Consider the following 19001-nt stretch of genomic DNA (forward strand, 5'->3'; position numbering starts at 1 on the left):
CGGTCATCGTGATGATGCCTTTCGAGTGGGATGTGAGAGTTTCCTCGAAGGATCACACGGTGGCCGCGCCCACGTCGTCACCGACGCGGAAGCCACCGTGAGTTACACCACTATGCGGGACTCAACCCCGGACGCACCCAACTGAAGCAGGTACAAGGAGTTCCCAAAACGGTTGATTCGTTGAAGAGAATTCCAGAAACGTTGACAAGAAATGAGGAAAACCGGTGAGCGATTCAACCGAGCAGATACGAGCGAACATTGAGCAAACCCGTCGCGAGCTCGGCGGCGACGTCGACGCTCTCGCCGACAAAGTCACCCCGTCGAAAATTGTCCATCGCCAAACCGACAAGCTGAAAGGTGCAATCGGAACGGTGAAAGACCGGGTTATGGGAGCTGCTGACGATGCGCGCACCAGTGCTTCCGGTGCCGGATCCGCAGCCCACGACGGTTTGTCTGAGGTGAAAGCGAAAGCAGAAGGCAACCCGCTCGCGGTCGGATTGATCGCCTTCGGTGTCGGCATGCTGGTCGCCTCCCTGATCCCGGCATCATCCAAAGAGAAGGACGCGGCCGCGGAGCTGAAGGACCGGGCGGAGCCGCTGGTCGATGAGGTGACAGAGGTGGCCAAAGAGGTGGGCGGGAGTCTCAAACAGCCCGCCCAGGATGCGGCGGAAGCTGTCAAGAACTCTGCCTCAGAGGCGGTCGAGACGGTGAAATCCGATGCCAGCACCGCCGCCGACGAAGTCACAACCCACGCCCAGCAGGCTCGCGACAACATCAGCGGCACCTGAAAATAACGGCACCCGAGAACACTGAACCGGTGGCGGTAAGACCCAACCAGCCTTGCCGCCACCACCAGGCGGGAAAGAGAAATTATGAGTACTGACTCACGCGCAGCGGACACCGCCACCTCCGACGCGGCCCCCACACAGGCGCCGGCACCGGATGATCCGCAGAAACCGGACTCGCCAACCGCCATCCACAAACGGTCCTGGAAATATGTTCTGAAAAAAACAGTGCGCGAATTCTCCGCCGACCACTGCATCGATATCGCCGCGTCCCTCACCTACTACGCTGTCCTCTCACTGTTCCCTGCACTCCTGGCGATCTTCTCTCTCTTGGGGGTACTTGGGCAAGGACGGGCCGTGGCGCGCACGATCGTGGGCCTTGTCAAGAATGTGGCGCCCGGCGGCGCAGCGGACGTTATTCGCGGCCCGATCGAGCAGTTCGCCACCTCCCCGGCCGCAGGATTTGCCCTGATCGGCGGGATTGTGGTCGCGATCTGGTCCGCATCCGGGTACGTGGGCGCTTTCAGTCGGGGAATGAACCGGATTTACGAAATCGACGAGGGCAGACCGTTCTGGAAACTGAAGCCGATCCAACTGTTGGTGACCGTCATCACCATTGTGCTGCTGGTCATCGCAGCGATCATTCTTGCTGTGTCCGGACCGGTGACCGATGCTGTTGGAGCAGCGCTCGGTCTCGGACCGACCGCCACGATCGTCTGGTCGATCGTCAAATGGCCGGTCCTCGTGTTCGTCGTCGTCCTTGTCGTCGCACTCTTGTATTACGCGACGCCGAATGCGAAGCAACCCAAATTTCGGTGGATGAGTATGGGCGCGTTGCTGGCAATTCTGATCCTCGGCATCGCCACTGTCGCCTTCGGTTTCTATGTAACAAATTTCTCCCATTACATCAAAACGTACGGTTCATTCGCCGGGGTGATCGTCTTCCTCCTCTGGGTGTGGATTGCCAACAATGCACTACTTTTCGGTGCCGAATTTGATGCCGAACTAGAGCGCGGCCGTGAACTCCAAGCAGGCATCCCCGCCGAAGAAAACATTCAACTCCCGCCACGCGACACAACCAAAAGCGACAAGGCCCAGCGTGCCGAGAAAAAAGACGTCGCCGAAGGTGCCGACATTCGACAACGACACGATTAGTGGTCAGCGAACGCTGGAGCGTCAACAGGGGCGCGCCACCAGTGATGCGCTCCTCCCGCGTTCTATCCTCACCATCTGGCGCAGCAGCTTTGACTTCGCAGCTTCATTCGGTGCGAAACCCAGTGAGTTTGTGCGAGCCGTCGCAAAACGGTTTGATCGTCGAAACACCACACCGGCATAGAGCGATCGTCGATCGTGTGTGCGGGATCGTGACACCGTTCTCATCCACGAGCTCAATGTTCCCGCGGACCAACAGTGGTCCGTTGGGACATTCGAAGATCACGGCCGGTGTGGGCCGGTTCATAGTGGCCGCCGGAGGGCGCTGCGACCGGCATTCCACGCGTCAAAGATGTGCCGTGCTACCGCATCATCGATGGCTAGGCACGCGGCGGCGCCGAACACGATGTCTTCCAGCAGGTCAGGGTTGTCTTCGGCCAGGGCGCCGGCCATATCGCGGGCCGCGATCTGTTCGTGAACCGCGTCGGCGGCGACATGTTCATCGAAATAGGCAGTCACCTCCGCCCCATATCCGAGTCGACGAAACCCGTTGCCGTAAAACTTGTTGGGAATGGAGGAGGTCATTTCGAACGCCGCAAGATGCCCAACGATCGCCCCACGCAGAGAACGATTGAGACCGAACATCGACATCATGTTCAGCGACGCGAGCACCACCGCCGGCACGTTATCGACGTAATGCCCATATTGTGTGTCCAGGCCAAGGCCAGCCATCGTGGCGGCAAAAATGCTCGAATGCATCCTCCCGGGCTGGCCCGCTCCATATTCGTCCGCCTGGATTTCGACCAGCGCCGCCTTGGGTGCACCGGTCAGTCGCGGGATCGCCCACGAATGCGGGTCGGCTTCCATCAATGTGTAGATCGACCGGAGAACCAGAAGCTCCCGCAGCTGGTCGTCGGTGGCCTGCCGAGCAACGTATTTGGCCAACCCGGGCCCGGTGTCCTCTGCTGCCATCTCGAAAAGGGCCGCTGCTACCGACGCTCGGCTGTGATCGTGAACGCTGGGGGGAACCACGGTGTGGCGGAGGGCCTGTTCGAACCGAATCTCGATCGACCGGCGGACAGTGAGCAGGGAGGGATCCCATTCCCAAAGGGGGTCCGCGTCGACGGTGTGGCCGTAATGCAGGTCGTAGAGGACGAAGAGCGCCAGTTGCAGATCGTCATCGGTGAGGATGTTTGCGCAGTCACCCAAAGCAGTATCTGTTGCGGTTATCACAGACTGCGCGTCCAGGGTCCGGACTGGGGGTGTCTGCAAAAGGGCGAGAAGCTTTTGACTTATCGGGCCTCGATCATCGAAAGGCGCACGCACAAACCGAGGCTGCGCCCCTGTGCCCTGCAGGGATGAGATGGTGGTCATAGTCGCCCTTCCATAATCTGCAACGACGACGTCGGCAGAGGACTCTGCCGCCGTTATAACGGATTGTCGTCCAGGAGATTGCAGAGGCAACGGGGTTGACGGTGCCGGTCAGCAGGATAACAATGCGTTCTCGGCCGCACAGTCGAAAGAAGCTTTGCCGTTCCTCGTTGCCAATCCCCGCAGGGCCGACGAAGCGCACCGTCCTGCGTGCTGTTGCTGAGCCGACTCGGCCGATACGCCGCAGACTTGCGCTGTACCCGGGACCAGAGCAGTCTGATGAAATTGGGTTGCTCGCGGGTCGCAGAGTGCAGAACCGGTAACGGCCATGTCATGCCGATAGGACAATGAATCAGTGAGTGACCGATGCCGTAACATTCTCGGAAAGGCTGTCGAACAAACGAAGAGGTTGTGATGGGTGCGTTGTATTACGGTGATGCCCGAGTCGCGATCGCGATCGACGACCGGACACTCGCACATTTGAGATTGGTGATCCTCAGCCGGCTGCGGAGGGGCGAATCCTTCCCGTTCTCCTGGGAGAAACCCGCGGACGAAGGCAGCGGGCGAGGCACAATCTGGTTGCACCCGTCCATTGCGTTGGCTTTCGACTTCAGCGGAAGCCGAGAGCCAAGCGTCAACAAGACCTGGATTGATGCTCTGCTGATCTGTTCGATGAGTTTGGCCGGATTGCGAGCGGTGGACGAGCCCCCGGAAAAGCACGACCCGGTGAGCACCCCTACCCTTGCCGTGACGGATCAGGACGGTCAGACAGTAGGACGGTCAGAAAACTAGGGCGTGAACGGTTCCGCTTTTCGTCAGGACAGTGCGCCGAGTTCGAAATCCGCGATGTTCCACACTGCACCGTCGCTGTTGATGAGGGTCCCGTTGGTTTCTTCCCCGTCGAAGAACTCTGACGACACCTCGCCGGTGGGAGGGATGTGCAGCACGACCGAGATTCCCGGGGAGACAAGTACCATAACGGATTCTGTGGACGCGATCGGGACAGTGACCATCTCGCCGCCCGCTTGTGCAGCATGTTCGATCTGCTCAGCCAGCAGGCCCAGGTCGACGTTCGCGGCGAGTCGAAACCGGTGGCCCGCGACGGTCAGTACGCTCATCCTGCGTCTCACCCTTTCCTGTAGCAGGCCACGTTACTGCACGGAATAATTTTCTATCAGGGCTTGCGTCAGGCCGGATTCACGCTATCCCGATGTGCTGCCGAAGCTCTCCGGGACCCGACAACTCGACTTCGATGTGACCCTCGTCACGCTTCCGCACTCATCAACAAGCGTTCTCACGCCGCCCACAATCGCCCCACCGGTCCCTTGGTCCACTACCCCTGTCATCACCCCGAGACGAAAACATCAGATGGGACGGCTTTATTACGGTTCCAAGTTCACTGCCGAGTTTGACGACCGAGCATGAGCCCACTTACAGATCGTCATCGGAATAAAGCTTCGGCGAAAAGAGTCCTTCTTCTTCACCTGGCGTGATGACGCCGCTGAAGGAAGTGGCCGAACAATACTGTGGATTGAGCCTGCGATACCCCTGGCGTTCCGCTACTCGGACGAGACAAAAAGTCTCATCGACCGAGACTGGCTCGAAGCGATGTCGTCCGCCGCCAACGCCGCTCCAAGACTGATCCTCACCCTCGAACCAACAGCCGATGGCTCCTAACATTTATCCTCGTCCCCGCAAATTCTGAGTTCGTGCTCGACCTAGAATTCCGCGGCAACCCAGCTGATCCGATTGGCGTACCCCGCGAAAAAGCCCCCAGCAGCATCTCAGGGAACATGGGGGATGTGCGCCTGACTACCGGGGGCTGAAACGATCAGTCGGGGGAACCAATCAAATCCAACAATACGCGACAGTATTTCCCACGCCGAATATCTGCGTACCGCTCTGTGGACGCGAATAGCGACGGAGACCATTTTGCCGCCCGCCTAAGCGCCACGTTCGATCTGCTCAGCGAGCAGCCCTGGTCCACGTTCGCGGCGAATCGAAAACGGTAGCCCGCGACAATCGGTGCGCTGACCCCGGCCCCTCCGTTCTCCCGTGACAGGCCAACGTTGCTGCAGCGGACAATTTCCTATCCGCGCTTGCCGCAGGCCGACTTCACGGTACGCGGACCCGCGATCGGTGCCCCTGCCCGCGCCCGACTCCGTGGTATCGGGAAACGACTGCCAGCATTGCCCTGCTCGCCAATTTCTCGCCTCCGGTACCGACCGGTCGGGCGCCTCAACCTCGAGACGAATCAAGACGATTGTCTTTTGTCAAGGGCTTAGCATTCGGCCTCGGTCCGAGCACGATGCAGAGATCAGCAGAACTGCTGGTCATCGCGTTCCCGAAGCGCGATGCGATCCCCGTCGCAAACCTACCCGGTGAGCGATGCGGGTCCCCACACAGGTCCACGGGCGCAGGACATCGATCCCCCATCAATTCCCGCGCCCGTGGACGCCACCCCCACAAACGGAAATAGTTTGACTCACGATTCGCAACGTCACCGGGACTGCCCGCATATCGGAGCATTGGAGTTTTCATGTCAGATACCAATCGCAACATTGACAATCGCAACATTGACAATCGCAACACCGACAATCGCACCACCGACGATCGCACCATCGAGCGGCGTAACCGGGACAACCGCATCGTTCCGACCGAGTCGGCGGATGATGCTTTCCCGGCCGCGGTGGCTGCTCGCGCCGCCGGAAGCGGACCGACCACGCGGGAGCAAGTTGTTGAGCGGGAAAAGGCGGAGTTCGGTGGGATGAAATTCGGGTCCGCCTTCTTTGGCTGGCTCACTGCCACCGGAACGGCGGTAATCCTCACCGCGGTTCTCGCCGCGACGGGCACCGCGATCGGGTTGGGAAGCACCGCCAATACCGGTCAAGCGGCGGACGCGGCTTCCCGAAATGCCGGCACGATCGGTCTGGTCGGCGGGATCGTCCTGGCTCTGATTCTGCTAGTTGCGTACTACTGCGGCGGGTATGTGGCCGGTCGGATGGCCCGCTTCGACGGGTTCAAGCAGGGTGTTGCCGTGTGGTTGTGGGCGCTCATTGTCGCCGTTGTGTTGGCCATCGCCGGATTGATCGCCGGCAGCCAGTTCAACATTCTGGCAAATCTGAAGAGCTTCCCCCGCATCCCGGTCAACGAAGGCACCCTGACTGTGGGCAGCATCCTCACTGCGGTGATCGCTCTGATCATCAGTTTCATCGGTGCGATTCTCGGCGGTCTTGCCGGGATGCGCTACCACCGCCGCGTCGACCGGGTCGGCCTCGGCCGCTGACACGCTCCGACACTCCAGGCCGTTCGGGACGCTTCATGTCCCTCAATACCTTCACCCGAAATACCCCACCCCGAAAAATCCGGACTGCAGTTCGGAGAAAGAAGAAGGACCGATGATCGAAACCAACAACCCCAACGATCTGATCGGCGCCGACGTCTACGGCCCCGACAACACGAAGATCGGCACGGTCGGGCAAGTGTACGTAGACGGCGACACTCAGCACCCCACCTGGGTGACAATCAAAACAGGGCTGTTCGGCACCTCCGAAAGCTTCGCCCCGCTGAAAGATGCGTCCTTCGACGGGGAGACAGTGCGAGTCGGCTACGACAAAGACTTCGTCAAAGACGCCCCCCGCATCCACGATGATGGTGCCCTGAGTGAAGAAGAAGAAGCCTCCCTCTACAGCTACTACGGCACCACCACCCACACGGCACTTGAGGCAAATGATCAGCCGGAGCTTCTGGCTGATCGTGTCACCGCCGGTGAGGGGTATGACACGTCCGGTCCGACCACCGATGAGGCGATGACCCGATCGGAAGAGCAACTTCACGTCGGCACCGAAACAGTGGAGAGCGGACGTGCGCGTTTGGTGAAGCACATCGTCACCGAGAATGTCACCACCACCGTCCCGATCAGCCATGAAGAAGTCACTCTGGTGCGGGAACCCATCACCGACGCGAATCGCAGTGACGCAATTGCCGGACCGGAGCTCAGCTCGGAAGAACACGAAGTCGTTCTCACCGAAGAGCGGGTTGTCGTCGCGAAGGAAACGGTGCCGGTGGAACGGGTCGCCGTCGGCACCGAAACAGTCACCGAAGAGCAGGCAGTCAACGCCGAGGTGGCGCACGAAGAAATTCACCTCGACAACCCCGCCACCGACAGGGAGCGCCCCGACTCGCACCGCTCGGATGCGGAGCGTGACGATGCGCGGGTGACCGACCGCTGATCGCCGCTCATCCTTGATCCGACCGGGTGTCGGAGAACCCGTACTCCGCCACCCGGTCTCACGACCACCATGCGATACCGAACTCCCAATCCTCTGAAAGGGGAATCATTATGAACTTTCCAGCAGTGTTCCAAAACGGCCTTTCGGCCGTGATCACCTTCGTACCACTGGCGTTGCTATTCCTTCTCATTCTGATCGTCGGCTTGATCGTGGCGAAATTGATCTCCAAAGCCCTCGGCAAACTGTTGGAAAAGGTCGGCTTCGACCGGTTAGTCGAACGAGGAGGGGTCAAAAAAGCTCTCGCGAAGTCGAAACTGGATGCCTCAGATATCATCGCCAAAATCGTCTATTACACGCTGGTGCTATTCGTGCTGCAGTTCGCTTTTGGGGTGTTCGGACCGAACCCGGTCAGTGACCTTCTGGCCGGCATCATCAGCTTCCTGCCGAAAATTATCGTCGCGATCATCATCATTATCATTGCTGCCGCCATCGCCGCAGCAGCGAAGACGTTGATACAGAACACTCTCGGCGGTCTGTCGTACGGGAAAGTCATCGCCAACATTGTGAGCATCTTCATTCTCTTCCTTGGGGTGACCGCGGCGCTGAACCAGATAGAGGTTGCAACCACTGTGACCACCCCGATTCTGATTGCCGTTCTTGCGATCATCGCTGGAGTGATCATCGTTGGAGCTGGTGGGGGGCTGATCAAGCCCATGCAGGCTCGATGGGAGGCTTACCTGACCAAAGCTGAGGAAGAGGCACCCAAAATTCAGCAGCAAGCACACAATGCGCCGAGCGTTCAGCAGCAGGCCGAGCAAGCCAAGCAGCAGGTGCAAAACAATATCCGCCGCGGCTAACTACCTATTGTGACCTCCGGTGCCAGCCCCAAGTCGAATGGGGTTGGCACCGGCCCACCACGTCACTGCTGCGGGCGACACGTCAGTAAACGAATGAACACCAGAAAATGCCGGTGTTCCCCCGGACCACGAGAAAGCGACGAGGGCTACCGGAATGGGACCGCGAGGCGGAGCGAAACTTTTGTTGAACACCTCCGCAAGCCACCATCGCGTGACCAACATCTAGTGCGAATAGGGCCACCCCGTCGGACGATTTCAAAACTATTGGGAGCGTTGTGAACAAAATGTCACCACAAGACCTTCCGGCGGAGATCCGTCACCCGCCGCAGCAGGTCCGCTCGCGCGCCACTTTCGAAAATATTGAGCAAGCCGCCCGAGACGTACTCGCTAGTGAAGGTCGCGACCGGTTCACCACCGCGCAGGTCGCTGCGTCGGCTGGGGTGTCGATCGGCACGTTGTACCGATACTTTCCTGACCGGGTCGCAATTCTCGATCATGTGTGGCCAGAACGTGAAAGCCCCTACCCTCCGCAATGAATTTCAACACCAGACAACCAACACACACCCCCTACCGCCTCACATCAATTTGGAGTGATTATGTCTGAACGAAACACCATTGTCCGCAGCATGCACGATTTGGGTCTTGCCGCCTGGTTTGGCGGTTCGTTGATGGGTGCTGTTGGCCTCAACGGAGCTGCTTCCGAAGCACATGACCCTGCCGAGCGCCTATCTCTCTCCTCGGCAGGATGGGCAAAATGGGCCCCGGTTCAGCTTGCTGCCCTCGTCGTCCACGGGATCGGCGGTGTGGGTCTCATCGTGGGGAACAAAGGCCGTCTCGCCGCACAAGGCGAGAGTCGCACTAACACCATTGTAAAACTGATCGTTACCGGGATCGCTGGGGCTGTGACGTTGTATGCCGGCTTGCTCGGAACCAGGATCGCCGACCATGCCGATGAGGGCGGGCACGGTGTCACCGAACCGCACTCGTCAGCGTCGACCGAGTTGCAAACCGCTCAGAGACAGCAGCAAATACTGCAGTGGGCAATCCCCGCCGTCACCGCGGTGTTGGTGATCCTCGGCGCCCAGCAGGGAGAGCAACAGCGCCCCCTCGCAGGCTTCCTCCACTCCAAGCTCACCAAGAAACGGTAGTTCAACGCTCGTGGCGGCCGGGCGAGCGCAGCGCGTCGGCGATCGTCACCGTGATCGTCGGCTGACACCTTCAGCAGCTCGGCAAACCCGCCTATCTCGGTGTGGCCAACGCTCGCGCCGCAACACCCGAGATGACCTATTCGGAAAGGTACCCATGATTGGTTATTACGTTCACCATCGAGGTTCAGGGCACCTGCATCGCGCGCTGGCCGTCGCTTCTGAAATGGATGCTGCGGTTACCATTCTGTCGTCCTTACCTAGACCGGCGTCCTGGACCGGCGGGTGGGTGCAGCTGCCGTTGGACACTGATGCCGATCCGGTTGATGTCACGGCAGGTGGCGCACTGCACTGGGTGCCGCTCGACTCAGCGGGCCTTAGCGATCGAATGTCGGCGATCTCTCACTGGTTGGCCGAGTACCGTCCCACGACCGTCGTCGTCGATGTGTCCGTGGAAGTCTCGGCGTTGGTCAGACTTCACGGGATCCGCGTTGTCACCTATGCGCAGCCCGGTGATCGGCGTGATGCCGCCCACAACTTCGGGTATCAGATGGCGTCGGCAATTATCGCTCCGTGGCCGACTGAGTTCCGCCCCTCCGAAGTAGCCCAGACTGTTGCGCAAAATTTGGTTCATGTTGGTTCGATCAGTCGGTTCCGCGTTTCCCCCACACTCCAGCGCCCAGACCCTGGGCTTCTGCGGATTGCTGTGATGAACGGATCTGGCGGCCGAGGACAAAGTGCGTTGGAAACAGTCGTGGCTGAGGCTCAGGCGGCGGTACCGGGTGCTGTGTGGGTGTGGCTTATTGGAAAATCGAGTGACCAGATCGAACACGAGTTGCGCAGTGTTTCGCTGGTGTTCGCCCATTGCGGTCAAAATGCGGTCGCGGAGATCGCGGCCTGCCGGACGCCCGCAATATTGGTGCCGGAGGACCGGCCACACGAGGAGCAGCACCAGTTCGCGTCCGCTATCTCAACAAGCGATTTTCCCGCTGTCGTCTGCAACCCGGGCGAGGGGGTCGATTGGGCGTCGATCATCAGCCACGCGCATTCTCTTGATGGGCAACGGTGGTCGCACTTTGTCGACGGCCGCGCGGCCGAACGTGCCGCGGCCGTCATTTCTCGTGTTGCCGCCAGCGCCCACCGGGGACCGGGATGGAAAGCCGCATGACAGGCGACCCGACTTCTCCTGACGAAACCCCGTGGAAGATCGGTGTCATCACCTTGGTTTCAGGACGCCGCGACCACCTCCTCAACCAATATCGGGCCATCACCAGTAGCTCGAGGACACCGCACAGCTACACCGTGGTCGCTATCGATGAACCCCTCGCCTCAGAGTGGCTGGGGAATAACTCCGGTGCAGAAATGCTGCAGATGACAACCACCGATAGGCGGCTGCCGCTTGCAGCGGCCCGTAATTTGGGTGCAGCCCATGCCATCGACGGCGGCGCAGATCTGCTTGTCTTCCTCGACGTGGACTGCGTCCCCACCCCCGCTCTGCTCAGCGAATACGCGGCGGCCGCTACCCAGTTCCCGCGCTCACTGCTGGGCGGCGCAGTCGGTTATCTCCCGGAAGGGGTAGACCCGTTCCACCCGAATCGTGATGCTGTAGCGCACTTTCATCCGTTCCGACCGCGTTTGTTCACGGGCGAGGTTGTGCCAGTAGACCCCAACCTATTTTGGTCACTGTCTTTCGCACTCGAGGCGAAAACTTGGCACCAGACCGGCGGATTTCATGAAGAGTATTGCGGATATGGCGGGGAAGATACCGACTTTTCCCGAATTGCGCAGCAACGCGGGATCGTGTTCCGGATGGTCGGCGGGGCGGAAGCATTCCATCAACACCACCCCACCCAATCCCCTCCGGTGCAACATCTCGACGACATTCTTCGAAACGGTCAGCTGTTCAAAGACCGGTGGGGATCATGGCCGATGACCGGGTGGCTGAAAGAGTTCGAAGCCCGCGGATTGGTCACCCGCAATGAGGCCAGTGGCGACTGGCAGAAAATTGGAGTCGTCCTGTGAAACTTGCAATGCTCAGCCACATGCATCACCCGATCGCTGAACCTTTCCAGGGCGGGACAGAGGCACACACCGCGATGCTCGCGGATGCGCTTGTCGCCCGCGGCCACGACGTCACCCTGTTCGCGAAGGAGGGATCGAAGACCACCGCAACCGGGTATCCGCTGGTGCCGAAAGACTTCGAATTCATCCGCACCGCAACTCCGCTAGTCCGAATTCAGCAAGCCGGGTTCCTCGCCGAAGCCGTGCACCACAGCATCAAAATCATTCACGACGGCGACTTCGACGCGGTCATCAATAACTCGCTCAGCTCGCTGCCCTACACGTTCATGCGTGATCTACCGATGATGACCATTTTGCACACCCCACCAACACTCACCGATGTCACCGCGATCGTGAGCGACCCCGATTGGACACCGAGTGAGCTTCACGAATATGTCACTGTATCCGCCACCAACGCAGACGCCTGGCGTGCACTGCTCCCCCGGGTCTCCGTCGTCCGCAACGGCATTCACCTCGAGCGCTGGACTGGAACTGAAGACCCCACGCCAGGATTAGCTGTCTGGGCGGCCCGGATCACCCCCGAGAAAGGTCTCCACCTCGCGATAGACGCCGCCCGACTTGCCGGGTTCGACATCGAGTTCGCCGGCCCGATATCCCATTCAGACTATTTCGACACAGAAATTCGCCCGCGGCTCAGTGCCAACGTCCGTTACCGAGGACACCTTTCCCACAACGAACTTCGTACATTCTTCGCCTCAGGGCACGTCTTCATCGCCTCGCCACTCTGGGCCGAACCCTTCGGACTGTCAGTTGTCGAAGCCCTTGCCACCGGCACTCCGATTGCAGGATTACCCAACGGGGCGATCCCTGAGCTTGTCGAACCGGAGGCCGGGGCAATCGCCGGCGAAACGACTGCCGCGGCTCTCGCGGCCGCCATCACCGCAGCGGCAAACTGCGACCGACGAACTGCACGACAGTCCTCGATCCGGTTCGCGTTCGACACCATGATTGACGGGTACGAATCAATAATTCGCCGCCTCGTCCCCAGCAGCACCCGAATCGAGGCTGAGCAAGCGATACCGGCCGCTTAGTCCGGCCAGGGAATCATCACCTGGCTGGTGGCGACTGCGGTGGATTCTCTCGGTTCAGGTCGCCGGTTCTTCCCGGACCGAGGCTCAGCGCAGCCGGTAGCCCATTCCGCGAACGGTCTCGATCGAGCCCGAGCCGAGCTTGCCGCGCAGGTAGCCAACGTAGACCTCGACCACGTTGGATCCGGGATCGAAGTCGTAGCCCCAGACACGGCTCAGCAGCTGTTCCCGGCTGAGTACCTCGTCCGGGTGGCTGAGGAACTCTTCCGCCAAGGTGAACTCCCGCGCCGAAAGGTCGATGCTTAGCTCGCCGATCTGCGCTCGGCGCGTCTTCAGGTCGAGACTGAGCGAGCCCCGGCGCAGCGTACCTGTTCCGGCCGGGGCGGTATCTCTCAGTCGCACACGGACTCGCGCGAGTAGCTCCTCGAATTTGAATGGTTTTGCCAGGAAGTCGTTGGCCCCACTGTCGAGGCTGAGCACGGTGTCATGTACCGAGTGACGTGCGGTGAGCATAATGACCGGGGTGGTGGAATCTGTCAGTCGAAGGCGGCGGAGCACTTCGAAGCCGTCAAGGGAGGGAAGCCCGATGTCCAAGAGCATCAGAGAGAATGCGCCGGTCTGGGCTTCGATCAGCGCTTCGGTCCCATCGGTGCGGACGGTGCAGGAGTACCCTTCTGCGCTGAGGCCCCGTCGCAGGAAGTCCTTGATTCGCGGTTCGTCTTCGGCAATCAGGATGTGGCTCACGGGCTATCGACTTCCGGTCAGTTATGCGGTTCCTGCCCGGCAGGCTCGCGGCCTCCGATCTACCGGCGCCACCAGGGGCGTTTCTTTAACTAATCGGCCGACCGCGGTCGGTACGTAGCGGATTTGGCGATATGTTCTCTACACTTTTGGTGAACAAATTGGTGAGACTTCTCTTATCTTCGACCGCCGCGACACCCTTTCCGCCACACTGGGCCAGTGAAACATCCGCTCCTTCTGACCGCGCTCTGCGCCACAGGTGCCGTGGCCGTGCTCTCGGGAGCGGCCATCGCGACGTTTACCGCGCCGGCGTTGGTCCAGACAGCGACCGTGCGCGGCATAGCCCCTCTCACCGTCCCGCTCGGCTATCTCCCCTCCAGTTTTGCTGCTCCCTCGATGTCGGGGGCGAGCATCGACCCGAAGTTGGTGGTGGTCCGGGTGGCCGGAGCTCTCACCCTCAAGGGGTCCGCGGCAGCGAGCACGCCAGCCAGCCAGCCCGCCGCACCCTCTGCCCGCGCATCGCAGCAGATCCCTGGCGCCTCTTCCACAAACTCGACCGCGGATCACCAAGGGCCGGCAACCCTGGCCACCGCGCCCGCGGCAAGCTCGCCTACCACAGCTCCCGGGGCAGTCCCGCCGGTGAGCGCTCCGGCGATACCCGCGAAAGCGCCCCCGGTGGCATCCGTACCGGCGCCTGCCGGTCCCGCGGCAGCCCCTGCTAAGCCAGAAAAGCCGACGAAGTCAGAGAAGCCGGACAAACCAGCCAAGGTCGAGGACGTCAAGGATGTCGTCGGCACTGTTGTCGATGGCACGGGCCTCGGGGGGCTCCTTGGCTCCGATGACAAGTCGGGCAAGAAAGTCAAATAGCGTCGGCCCTCGAAGATAAGAGTTCTCTCATCCTCGTCTTGCCTAACCCGGGCGCTCACCGGACAAGATCGTTTTCAGGGGGAATTCCACTAGGGACTTCCAGGCGGGGGACGGCTTGCACAGAGGGAACGCGATCACTTTCGGGTAGTGATCACACTCGACTCCTAGGGGGAGTCGTTCCCGCTGGCTAAGCCACACTCAAGCTGCTGCACTCCCCACCGGTTCGGGTCCGGTGGACAGTGCGAACATCGCCAGTGCCCGGTCCGCAAGGACCGGGCACTTCCCTAATTAAGGCGAAAGCCCGCTCCGCGAACGGTCTCAATGAGGTCGGTTCCGAGCTTGGATCGCAACGTGGCGATCACCGCTCCCACCGCCTTCGCCGACGAATCGGAGCCGCGGCCCCAGACCCGATCGACGAGTTGCTCCTCGCTCAGCACCTGACCCGGATGTTGGAAGAACTCGGTGGCGAGCGCGAACTCGCGAGCCGAGAGGTCGACACCGACGTCGCCGACGAAGGCCCGGCGGGTCGCCGGGTTCAGGCGCACCTGCCCACGCTCCAGTTCGATCGGGCAACTCGACGGGCGCTCGCGGAGCCGCAGCCTCACCCGGGCGAGCAGCTCGTCGAACTTGAACGGCTTGGTGATGTAGTCGTTCGCTCCACCATCGAGCCCGCTCACGATATCCTCCGACGCGTGTCGCGCCGTGAGCATGATGACCGGGATATGGGGGTCTGTGACCCGGAGGGCGCGGAGCACCTCGAAGCCGTCGAGGCCGGGCAACCCGACATCGAGCAGCACGAGATCGTAGTGTCCGGACTGCGCCTCATAGAGCGCCTCGGCACCGTCGCCGACGGTGGTGCAGAGGAAGCCTGCCGATCGGAGCCCCCGCTGCACGAAGCCCGAGATCCGCACCTCGTCCTCGGCGAGGAGCACACGAGTCACGCGACCGGCTCCGGAACAGCGGACTCCCGATCGTAGGGAAGCAGGAGGGAGAATCGCGTCGCTCCCGGCAGGGAAACGAAACTGACCTTGCCACCGTGCGACTCGACGATCGCCTTCACGATGGGCAACCCGAGACCCGATCCGGCGATGCCTCGCCCAGAATCGACCCGACCGAAGCGGGCGAAGATGCGGTCGGCCGCCTCTGGCGGGATTCCCGCGCCCCGGTCCGCGACCCACAGCTCGACCCCGTCCGCGTGAGCAGTGGAGCCGAGATTTGATCAGTCACCGCTGGCAACATTTGGGCGCTGATTTGTCTGTGAGGACGGCGCTTCAGCTGGACTGACTAGCCGGGTTCGCCTGACTGCTCTCTCGCGGTGATTTCGGTGCGGATCGCGCGCATGAGATCCGTCGAGTCCACCCATTCCGAAGGGGTGACGAGTGGCGCAGGCGTCGTAAATCGGAGGTGGTAAGCGTCGAAGAGGGAGCTCGACTTGACCCGCAGGAGTGCCTGAACGTTACGCAAGTACTCCGTGCTCATCTCGACAAGACGGTACGGACGACTAAGCACGACGACCCACCACTCTCCTTGGTCAAAGACGCGCAGGTCGAGCGTCCCCGGCACACCAGATTGCCACGGGTCGAACGGTTCGTCGTCGAAGTCCGGGAATTCAATCGCGTGGCGGATGGACCGATTCAGCCCCTCCGAGACCACTTCGACCGACACAAGATTGAGCATCGCTCGCCGGCGCACTTCGAGTGAGTTGCCCCCGAGCGCGTCAATGACAGTGGAGACGAGTTCCCATTCCCGCGGCTGTGCTGGCATCTCGCCCATCGGAGCGGTCTCCGATCTCTTCAAAGGGTGCCAAGATCGAGTCGGTCTGGGCGGCAGTCGGTTCTAGGGCGAAAGCATACTGCTCACCTCAGACGGTCACACCAACTTTCGGCCAGCGAGCGGCTATTCGCCGGTCGGGATCCATCGGCGCGCGATAGGTGTTCCGCGTAACGCGGTGGCCAAGACTTCCATTTCGAGAGTGGTCGTATTGAGGATCGCGACGGAGTTTGCTTCGCCGTCCGCATCGAGGACGACAACTCGAGCTTCAAACGACTCCTGCCCGTGGAAGCGTTCGGTCACATCATGGAAGAGGTGGTAGTGGCCACCGACAGCTAGCCGAGGTGTGGTCGCAAGGAAAGCTCGCAGGAACATGCCCTGGCCTGCATTCGCGTAGGCAAGGTCAGCTTGTGACCACATTGCCGCGTTCCGGCGCAATCGATCGTTGAGGCTGACGGTTGGGGGGCTGTCGTGGGCGAGGAGAATGTCGGCGTGCTCGGTACCGAGAGCCGCAAGGTCCGATTCGGTGATCTGCTCCTGCGGCCACCACGACACCCCAGACTTCCGCCGGCCACGATCGATCGAATTCGCACCACCAATGCTTGCGATGCTGGTTCCGGACGGTGTGGATGCCCGCCATCCGCGTGGCAGCAATGCAACCCGTGCGCTGAGCCAGCGAAGGCCCTCGGCGTCGGGTTCGATCGCGAGTAGCCGGTCGTAGTTTTCATGGTTCCCTCCGGTCACGAGCGCGACGGCTCCGACTTTTTCGAGAACGTCGTCGATCATTCGGAGGACGCGATCTTCTTTGGGGCCGCCGCTCCAGACGAAGCCGAAGTCGCCAAGGAAGTGGATCTCGGCAATCCCGCGCTCACCGAGGGCCTTGATGGCGTTCCGGGTGACGTTGAGGTTCGCATGTACGTCGCCCACCAGTCCGATTCGAGCCGGCGACAGGTGAGTCATGGGACCTCCGTTGTTGCACGCTGCATGGGCATTAGCGAAGTCCCGTCGAGGGAATGTGCTGATGCCCCAGCTTCAGGGCTCAGATCAAAATTTAGCTCTGGCGGGGTCATGACGATCCGGTCAGCCACGCCGTTAATTCTTCGTCCGAAGACAATTCCACCAGTTGGACGAGAGCCCAGTTGTCGCTGTGGTTCTGGGTTGTGTGCAGTCGAGCTTGCCAGTCTGAGGCGTACTCTCGGAGCACGTCGATCATCTCCTCGAGCGACTCGTCGAGCGACCCGGTCTCGACAGCGAATGGCCAACCGGGTATTACGATTGCAATCGCGCCCTCCGCCTCAGATACTTTGGCCCTGGCCGGCGCAGCTCGCTCCAAATGGTTCCGAAAGACCTTCGCGTCGATCAGAGCGAGGGTGTGTCCAGCGCTTTCCACGGTTACAACCTGCCCGACGAACGCGGACTTCAAGAAGCGGCTGAATTCCTTGCGGGCAGCCGACCCATTGGCGTAACGGACAGTAGACATGCCCACAATGTATCGGGGAGTGCCCGGGACGTGGGCCACCAACAGGGATTCCGAACTCGCTCGAGAGTCACCTCGAAAAGCCTTAAGAGGTTCGGCCAGACGATGGCTGCCGAGAACCTCTCCGTGGTCGGGGACAACGGCAACTACCGTGGATTCCTCGGTAGTTCGACGCAAACGAAAGACCAACGTGCAGGCAATACTTCGCACCCCAGATGCCGGTTTTCTTCGTTGATCCGGGCTTTTCTGCGCTAATCGTCGAGACATCACACTATTCGACAGTTTGACATCGATCGTCGCTTCACTCGATCTTCCGCGCAGTATCAGTATCGATCTGAGATTACTTGCAGGTAATATGATCGGAAGGTAATATAGAGCAATGCAAGTGTTCTGGTCCGACGCTTTCGATCGTCAGCTTGACGGCTTCGAAGCAGCAGCGTTGAGCTCAGAACGGAACCAGCGGCTCTACGAACTTCTTGCCGCCATGCTCGTGCAGCTGCGGGGATTGGACGGAGAACCCGGCGTCGAAACTGCCATGCTGAAACGAGTACGGCAGTCCGGAAGGTACACAGTATGGAGGCAGTCACACCCCTACGAGCCAGGGATCGCATTGCGGATCATCTGTTGGTTTCCCGCCGACAGCGACACAGTCGTAGTTGCCTTATTTTCGGGTGACAAAGCTTCAATGGGAGACGTGTTCTACGACTCAGTCGGATCGCGGGCAGATCAAATTATCGACCAATGGATCAGAGAAGAGGAAAGCGAACGATGACTAGGACATTCGTGCAAGGGAACGACCGCATCGATCGAATGCTGTCCAACCCAGCCATGGCCGAGAAAGTGGCAGAGATCCAATCGCGCGCCGAAGATGAGGACCGGACTTATGCGATGAGTCTTGCGATGGTCCGTGAAGCTGGGAAGCTCACCCAGGTCGAGCTCGCAGACAGGCTGCATGTGACGCAAGGTGCGGTGTCGCGTCTGGAGAGCCGCGGAGACGCTCTCCTGTCCACGTTGCACAAGTACCTCGAAGCAGCTGGCGCAGTCCACACGCGGCTCATCGTGACTGTGAACGGTCAAGATGTTGAGCTGGACCTCTCAGCTCTGACTAAGGCCTGACTCGGTCCCGGGCTACCATTCATCCCGATCGAGCTCCTCCGAGTCCACGCCGCAGCTAGCCCGCTCGATGCGTTCGGCGGGTTTGGGCGGCAAATTCGAAGGCGGCGATCAACGGCGCGGGCGGATCGCGAGAGTACCTGCTACCACGGCACGCTTTTGTGCGTCGCTGAGGAACCCAAACGGCAACTCGGAGTTCTGAATCTGGTCACACCAGCCACCTTCATTTTCCCAAATGATCGAGGTCTCGCAGGCTGAATCGCCCTGGGTATCGTTCCGCTCTTTCCTTTTGGAGGATGGAACTATGACTAACCCTTATCCGGCGGAGTTTCGTGAGCGTGCGCTGCGGATGCTTGCCGAGGCTCGACCCGATCACCTGTC

At 60.6% G+C, this 19001-nt stretch carries 23 protein-coding genes and 1 pseudogene; 14 read left to right on the top strand and 10 right to left on the bottom strand.

Translation table 11 applies throughout. The features are described 5' to 3' along the window. Positions 1 to 224 precede the first annotated feature (224 nt). Positions 225 to 788: a DUF3618 domain-containing protein gene (locus VLI63_RS17380; protein WP_409158110.1), complete on the top strand. Its 564-nt coding sequence runs from the start codon at positions 225 to 227 to the stop codon at positions 786 to 788. An 84-nt stretch (positions 789 to 872) separates the two neighbouring features. After that, the gene (locus VLI63_RS17385) at positions 873 to 1940 is read left to right on the top strand and encodes a YihY/virulence factor BrkB family protein (protein ID WP_409158111.1); all 1068 of its coding nucleotides are present in this window, start codon (positions 873 to 875) and stop codon (positions 1938 to 1940) included. A gap of 103 nt (positions 1941 to 2043) precedes the next feature. On the opposite strand, the gene VLI63_RS17390 is transcribed toward VLI63_RS17385, so the two are convergent. Together VLI63_RS17390 and VLI63_RS17395 are read right to left on the bottom strand one after the other, a co-directional pair. Next, complete coding sequence (locus VLI63_RS17390; protein ID WP_409158112.1) at positions 2044 to 2244, bottom strand: CDGSH iron-sulfur domain-containing protein; 201 nt, start codon at positions 2242 to 2244, stop codon at positions 2044 to 2046. Further along, on the bottom strand, positions 2241 to 3311 hold the full coding sequence (locus VLI63_RS17395; protein WP_409158113.1) for an iron-containing redox enzyme family protein: 1071 nt from the start codon (positions 3309 to 3311) through the stop codon (positions 2241 to 2243). The genes VLI63_RS17390 and VLI63_RS17395 overlap by 4 nt, the downstream gene beginning before the upstream one ends. Before the next feature lie 411 nt (positions 3312 to 3722). Between VLI63_RS17395 and VLI63_RS17400 the strand changes: the two genes are divergently transcribed. Beyond that, positions 3723 to 4100, top strand: a complete 378-nt coding sequence (locus tag VLI63_RS17400; protein WP_409158114.1) for an ATP-dependent DNA ligase — start codon at positions 3723 to 3725, stop codon at positions 4098 to 4100. A gap of 23 nt (positions 4101 to 4123) precedes the next feature. Here the strand turns inward: VLI63_RS17400 and VLI63_RS17405 are convergent, their stop codons facing one another. Beyond that, positions 4124 to 4426: a hypothetical protein gene (locus tag VLI63_RS17405; protein ID WP_409158115.1), complete on the bottom strand. Its 303-nt coding sequence runs from the start codon at positions 4424 to 4426 to the stop codon at positions 4124 to 4126. A 313-nt stretch (positions 4427 to 4739) separates the two neighbouring features. Further along, on the bottom strand, positions 4740 to 4988 hold the full coding sequence (locus tag VLI63_RS17410) for a hypothetical protein (RefSeq protein ID WP_409158116.1): 249 nt from the start codon (positions 4986 to 4988) through the stop codon (positions 4740 to 4742). 859 nt (positions 4989 to 5847) lie between these two features. Between VLI63_RS17410 and VLI63_RS17415 the strand changes: the two genes are divergently transcribed. From VLI63_RS17415 to VLI63_RS17450, 8 genes are all read left to right on the top strand, one after another. After that, entirely contained in the window at positions 5848 to 6594 is a 747-nt protein-coding gene (locus VLI63_RS17415; RefSeq protein ID WP_409158117.1) for a hypothetical protein, read from the top strand. 112 nt (positions 6595 to 6706) lie between these two features. Then, positions 6707 to 7540 carry a DUF2382 domain-containing protein gene (locus VLI63_RS17420; RefSeq protein ID WP_409158118.1) on the top strand — a complete coding sequence of 278 codons (834 nt, stop codon included), beginning with the start codon at positions 6707 to 6709 and terminating at the stop codon, positions 7538 to 7540. A gap of 110 nt (positions 7541 to 7650) precedes the next feature. After that, positions 7651 to 8397, top strand: a complete 747-nt coding sequence (locus tag VLI63_RS17425) for a mechanosensitive ion channel family protein (RefSeq protein ID WP_409158119.1) — start codon at positions 7651 to 7653, stop codon at positions 8395 to 8397. A 284-nt stretch (positions 8398 to 8681) separates the two neighbouring features. Beyond that, entirely contained in the window at positions 8682 to 8933 is a 252-nt protein-coding gene (locus tag VLI63_RS17430; protein WP_409158131.1) for a TetR/AcrR family transcriptional regulator, read from the top strand. A 60-nt stretch (positions 8934 to 8993) separates the two neighbouring features. After that, a complete protein-coding gene (locus VLI63_RS17435) occupies positions 8994 to 9545 on the top strand; it encodes a hypothetical protein (protein WP_409158120.1) in 552 nt (183 codons plus the stop codon). Between the two features lie 154 nt (positions 9546 to 9699). Continuing rightward, entirely contained in the window at positions 9700 to 10710 is a 1011-nt protein-coding gene (locus VLI63_RS17440) for a glycosyltransferase (RefSeq protein WP_409158121.1), read from the top strand. Then, the gene (locus VLI63_RS17445) at positions 10707 to 11564 is read left to right on the top strand and encodes a glycosyltransferase family 2 protein (protein ID WP_409158122.1); all 858 of its coding nucleotides are present in this window, start codon (positions 10707 to 10709) and stop codon (positions 11562 to 11564) included. The genes VLI63_RS17440 and VLI63_RS17445 overlap by 4 nt, the downstream gene beginning before the upstream one ends. A 20-nt stretch (positions 11565 to 11584) precedes the next feature. Next, entirely contained in the window at positions 11585 to 12655 is a 1071-nt protein-coding gene (locus tag VLI63_RS17450) for a glycosyltransferase (protein ID WP_409158132.1), read from the top strand. An 84-nt stretch (positions 12656 to 12739) separates the two neighbouring features. On the opposite strand, the gene VLI63_RS17455 is transcribed toward VLI63_RS17450, so the two are convergent. After that, positions 12740 to 13396 (bottom strand): response regulator transcription factor, encoded by a 657-nt coding sequence (locus VLI63_RS17455; RefSeq protein ID WP_409158123.1) that lies wholly within the window; start codon positions 13394 to 13396, stop codon positions 12740 to 12742. A 216-nt stretch (positions 13397 to 13612) separates the two neighbouring features. Between VLI63_RS17455 and VLI63_RS17460 the strand changes: the two genes are divergently transcribed. Beyond that, a complete protein-coding gene (locus tag VLI63_RS17460; protein ID WP_409158124.1) occupies positions 13613 to 14260 on the top strand; it encodes a hypothetical protein in 648 nt (215 codons plus the stop codon). Between the two features lie 284 nt (positions 14261 to 14544). Here the strand turns inward: VLI63_RS17460 and VLI63_RS17465 are convergent, their stop codons facing one another. From VLI63_RS17465 to VLI63_RS17485, 5 genes and pseudogenes are all read right to left on the bottom strand, one after another. Beyond that, positions 14545 to 15201 carry a response regulator transcription factor gene (locus VLI63_RS17465; protein WP_409158125.1) on the bottom strand — a complete coding sequence of 219 codons (657 nt, stop codon included), beginning with the start codon at positions 15199 to 15201 and terminating at the stop codon, positions 14545 to 14547. Further along, positions 15198 to 15443 (bottom strand): annotated as a pseudogene (locus VLI63_RS17470) (sensor histidine kinase); the annotation flags it as partial. The gene VLI63_RS17465 and the pseudogene VLI63_RS17470, both read right to left, overlap by 4 nt. Positions 15444 to 15544: 101 nt before the next feature. Continuing rightward, on the bottom strand, positions 15545 to 16033 hold the full coding sequence (locus VLI63_RS17475; RefSeq protein WP_409158126.1) for a hypothetical protein: 489 nt from the start codon (positions 16031 to 16033) through the stop codon (positions 15545 to 15547). 123 nt (positions 16034 to 16156) lie between these two features. Next, positions 16157 to 16990, bottom strand: a complete 834-nt coding sequence (locus VLI63_RS17480; protein WP_409158127.1) for a metallophosphoesterase — start codon at positions 16988 to 16990, stop codon at positions 16157 to 16159. Between the two features lie 106 nt (positions 16991 to 17096). Next, the gene (locus tag VLI63_RS17485; protein WP_409158128.1) at positions 17097 to 17510 is read right to left on the bottom strand and encodes a hypothetical protein; all 414 of its coding nucleotides are present in this window, start codon (positions 17508 to 17510) and stop codon (positions 17097 to 17099) included. 376 nt (positions 17511 to 17886) lie between these two features. Between VLI63_RS17485 and VLI63_RS17490 the strand changes: the two genes are divergently transcribed. Beyond that, entirely contained in the window at positions 17887 to 18279 is a 393-nt protein-coding gene (locus tag VLI63_RS17490) for a hypothetical protein (RefSeq protein ID WP_409158129.1), read from the top strand. After that, positions 18276 to 18623, top strand: a complete 348-nt coding sequence (locus VLI63_RS17495; protein WP_409158130.1) for a helix-turn-helix domain-containing protein — start codon at positions 18276 to 18278, stop codon at positions 18621 to 18623. The genes VLI63_RS17490 and VLI63_RS17495 overlap by 4 nt, the downstream gene beginning before the upstream one ends. Positions 18624 to 19001: the final 378 nt, after the last annotated feature.

Origin of the sequence: Lacisediminihabitans sp. H27-G8, from assembly GCF_046156175.1 — a bacterium.
Taxonomy (GTDB): domain Bacteria; phylum Actinomycetota; class Actinomycetes; order Actinomycetales; family Microbacteriaceae; genus Lacisediminihabitans.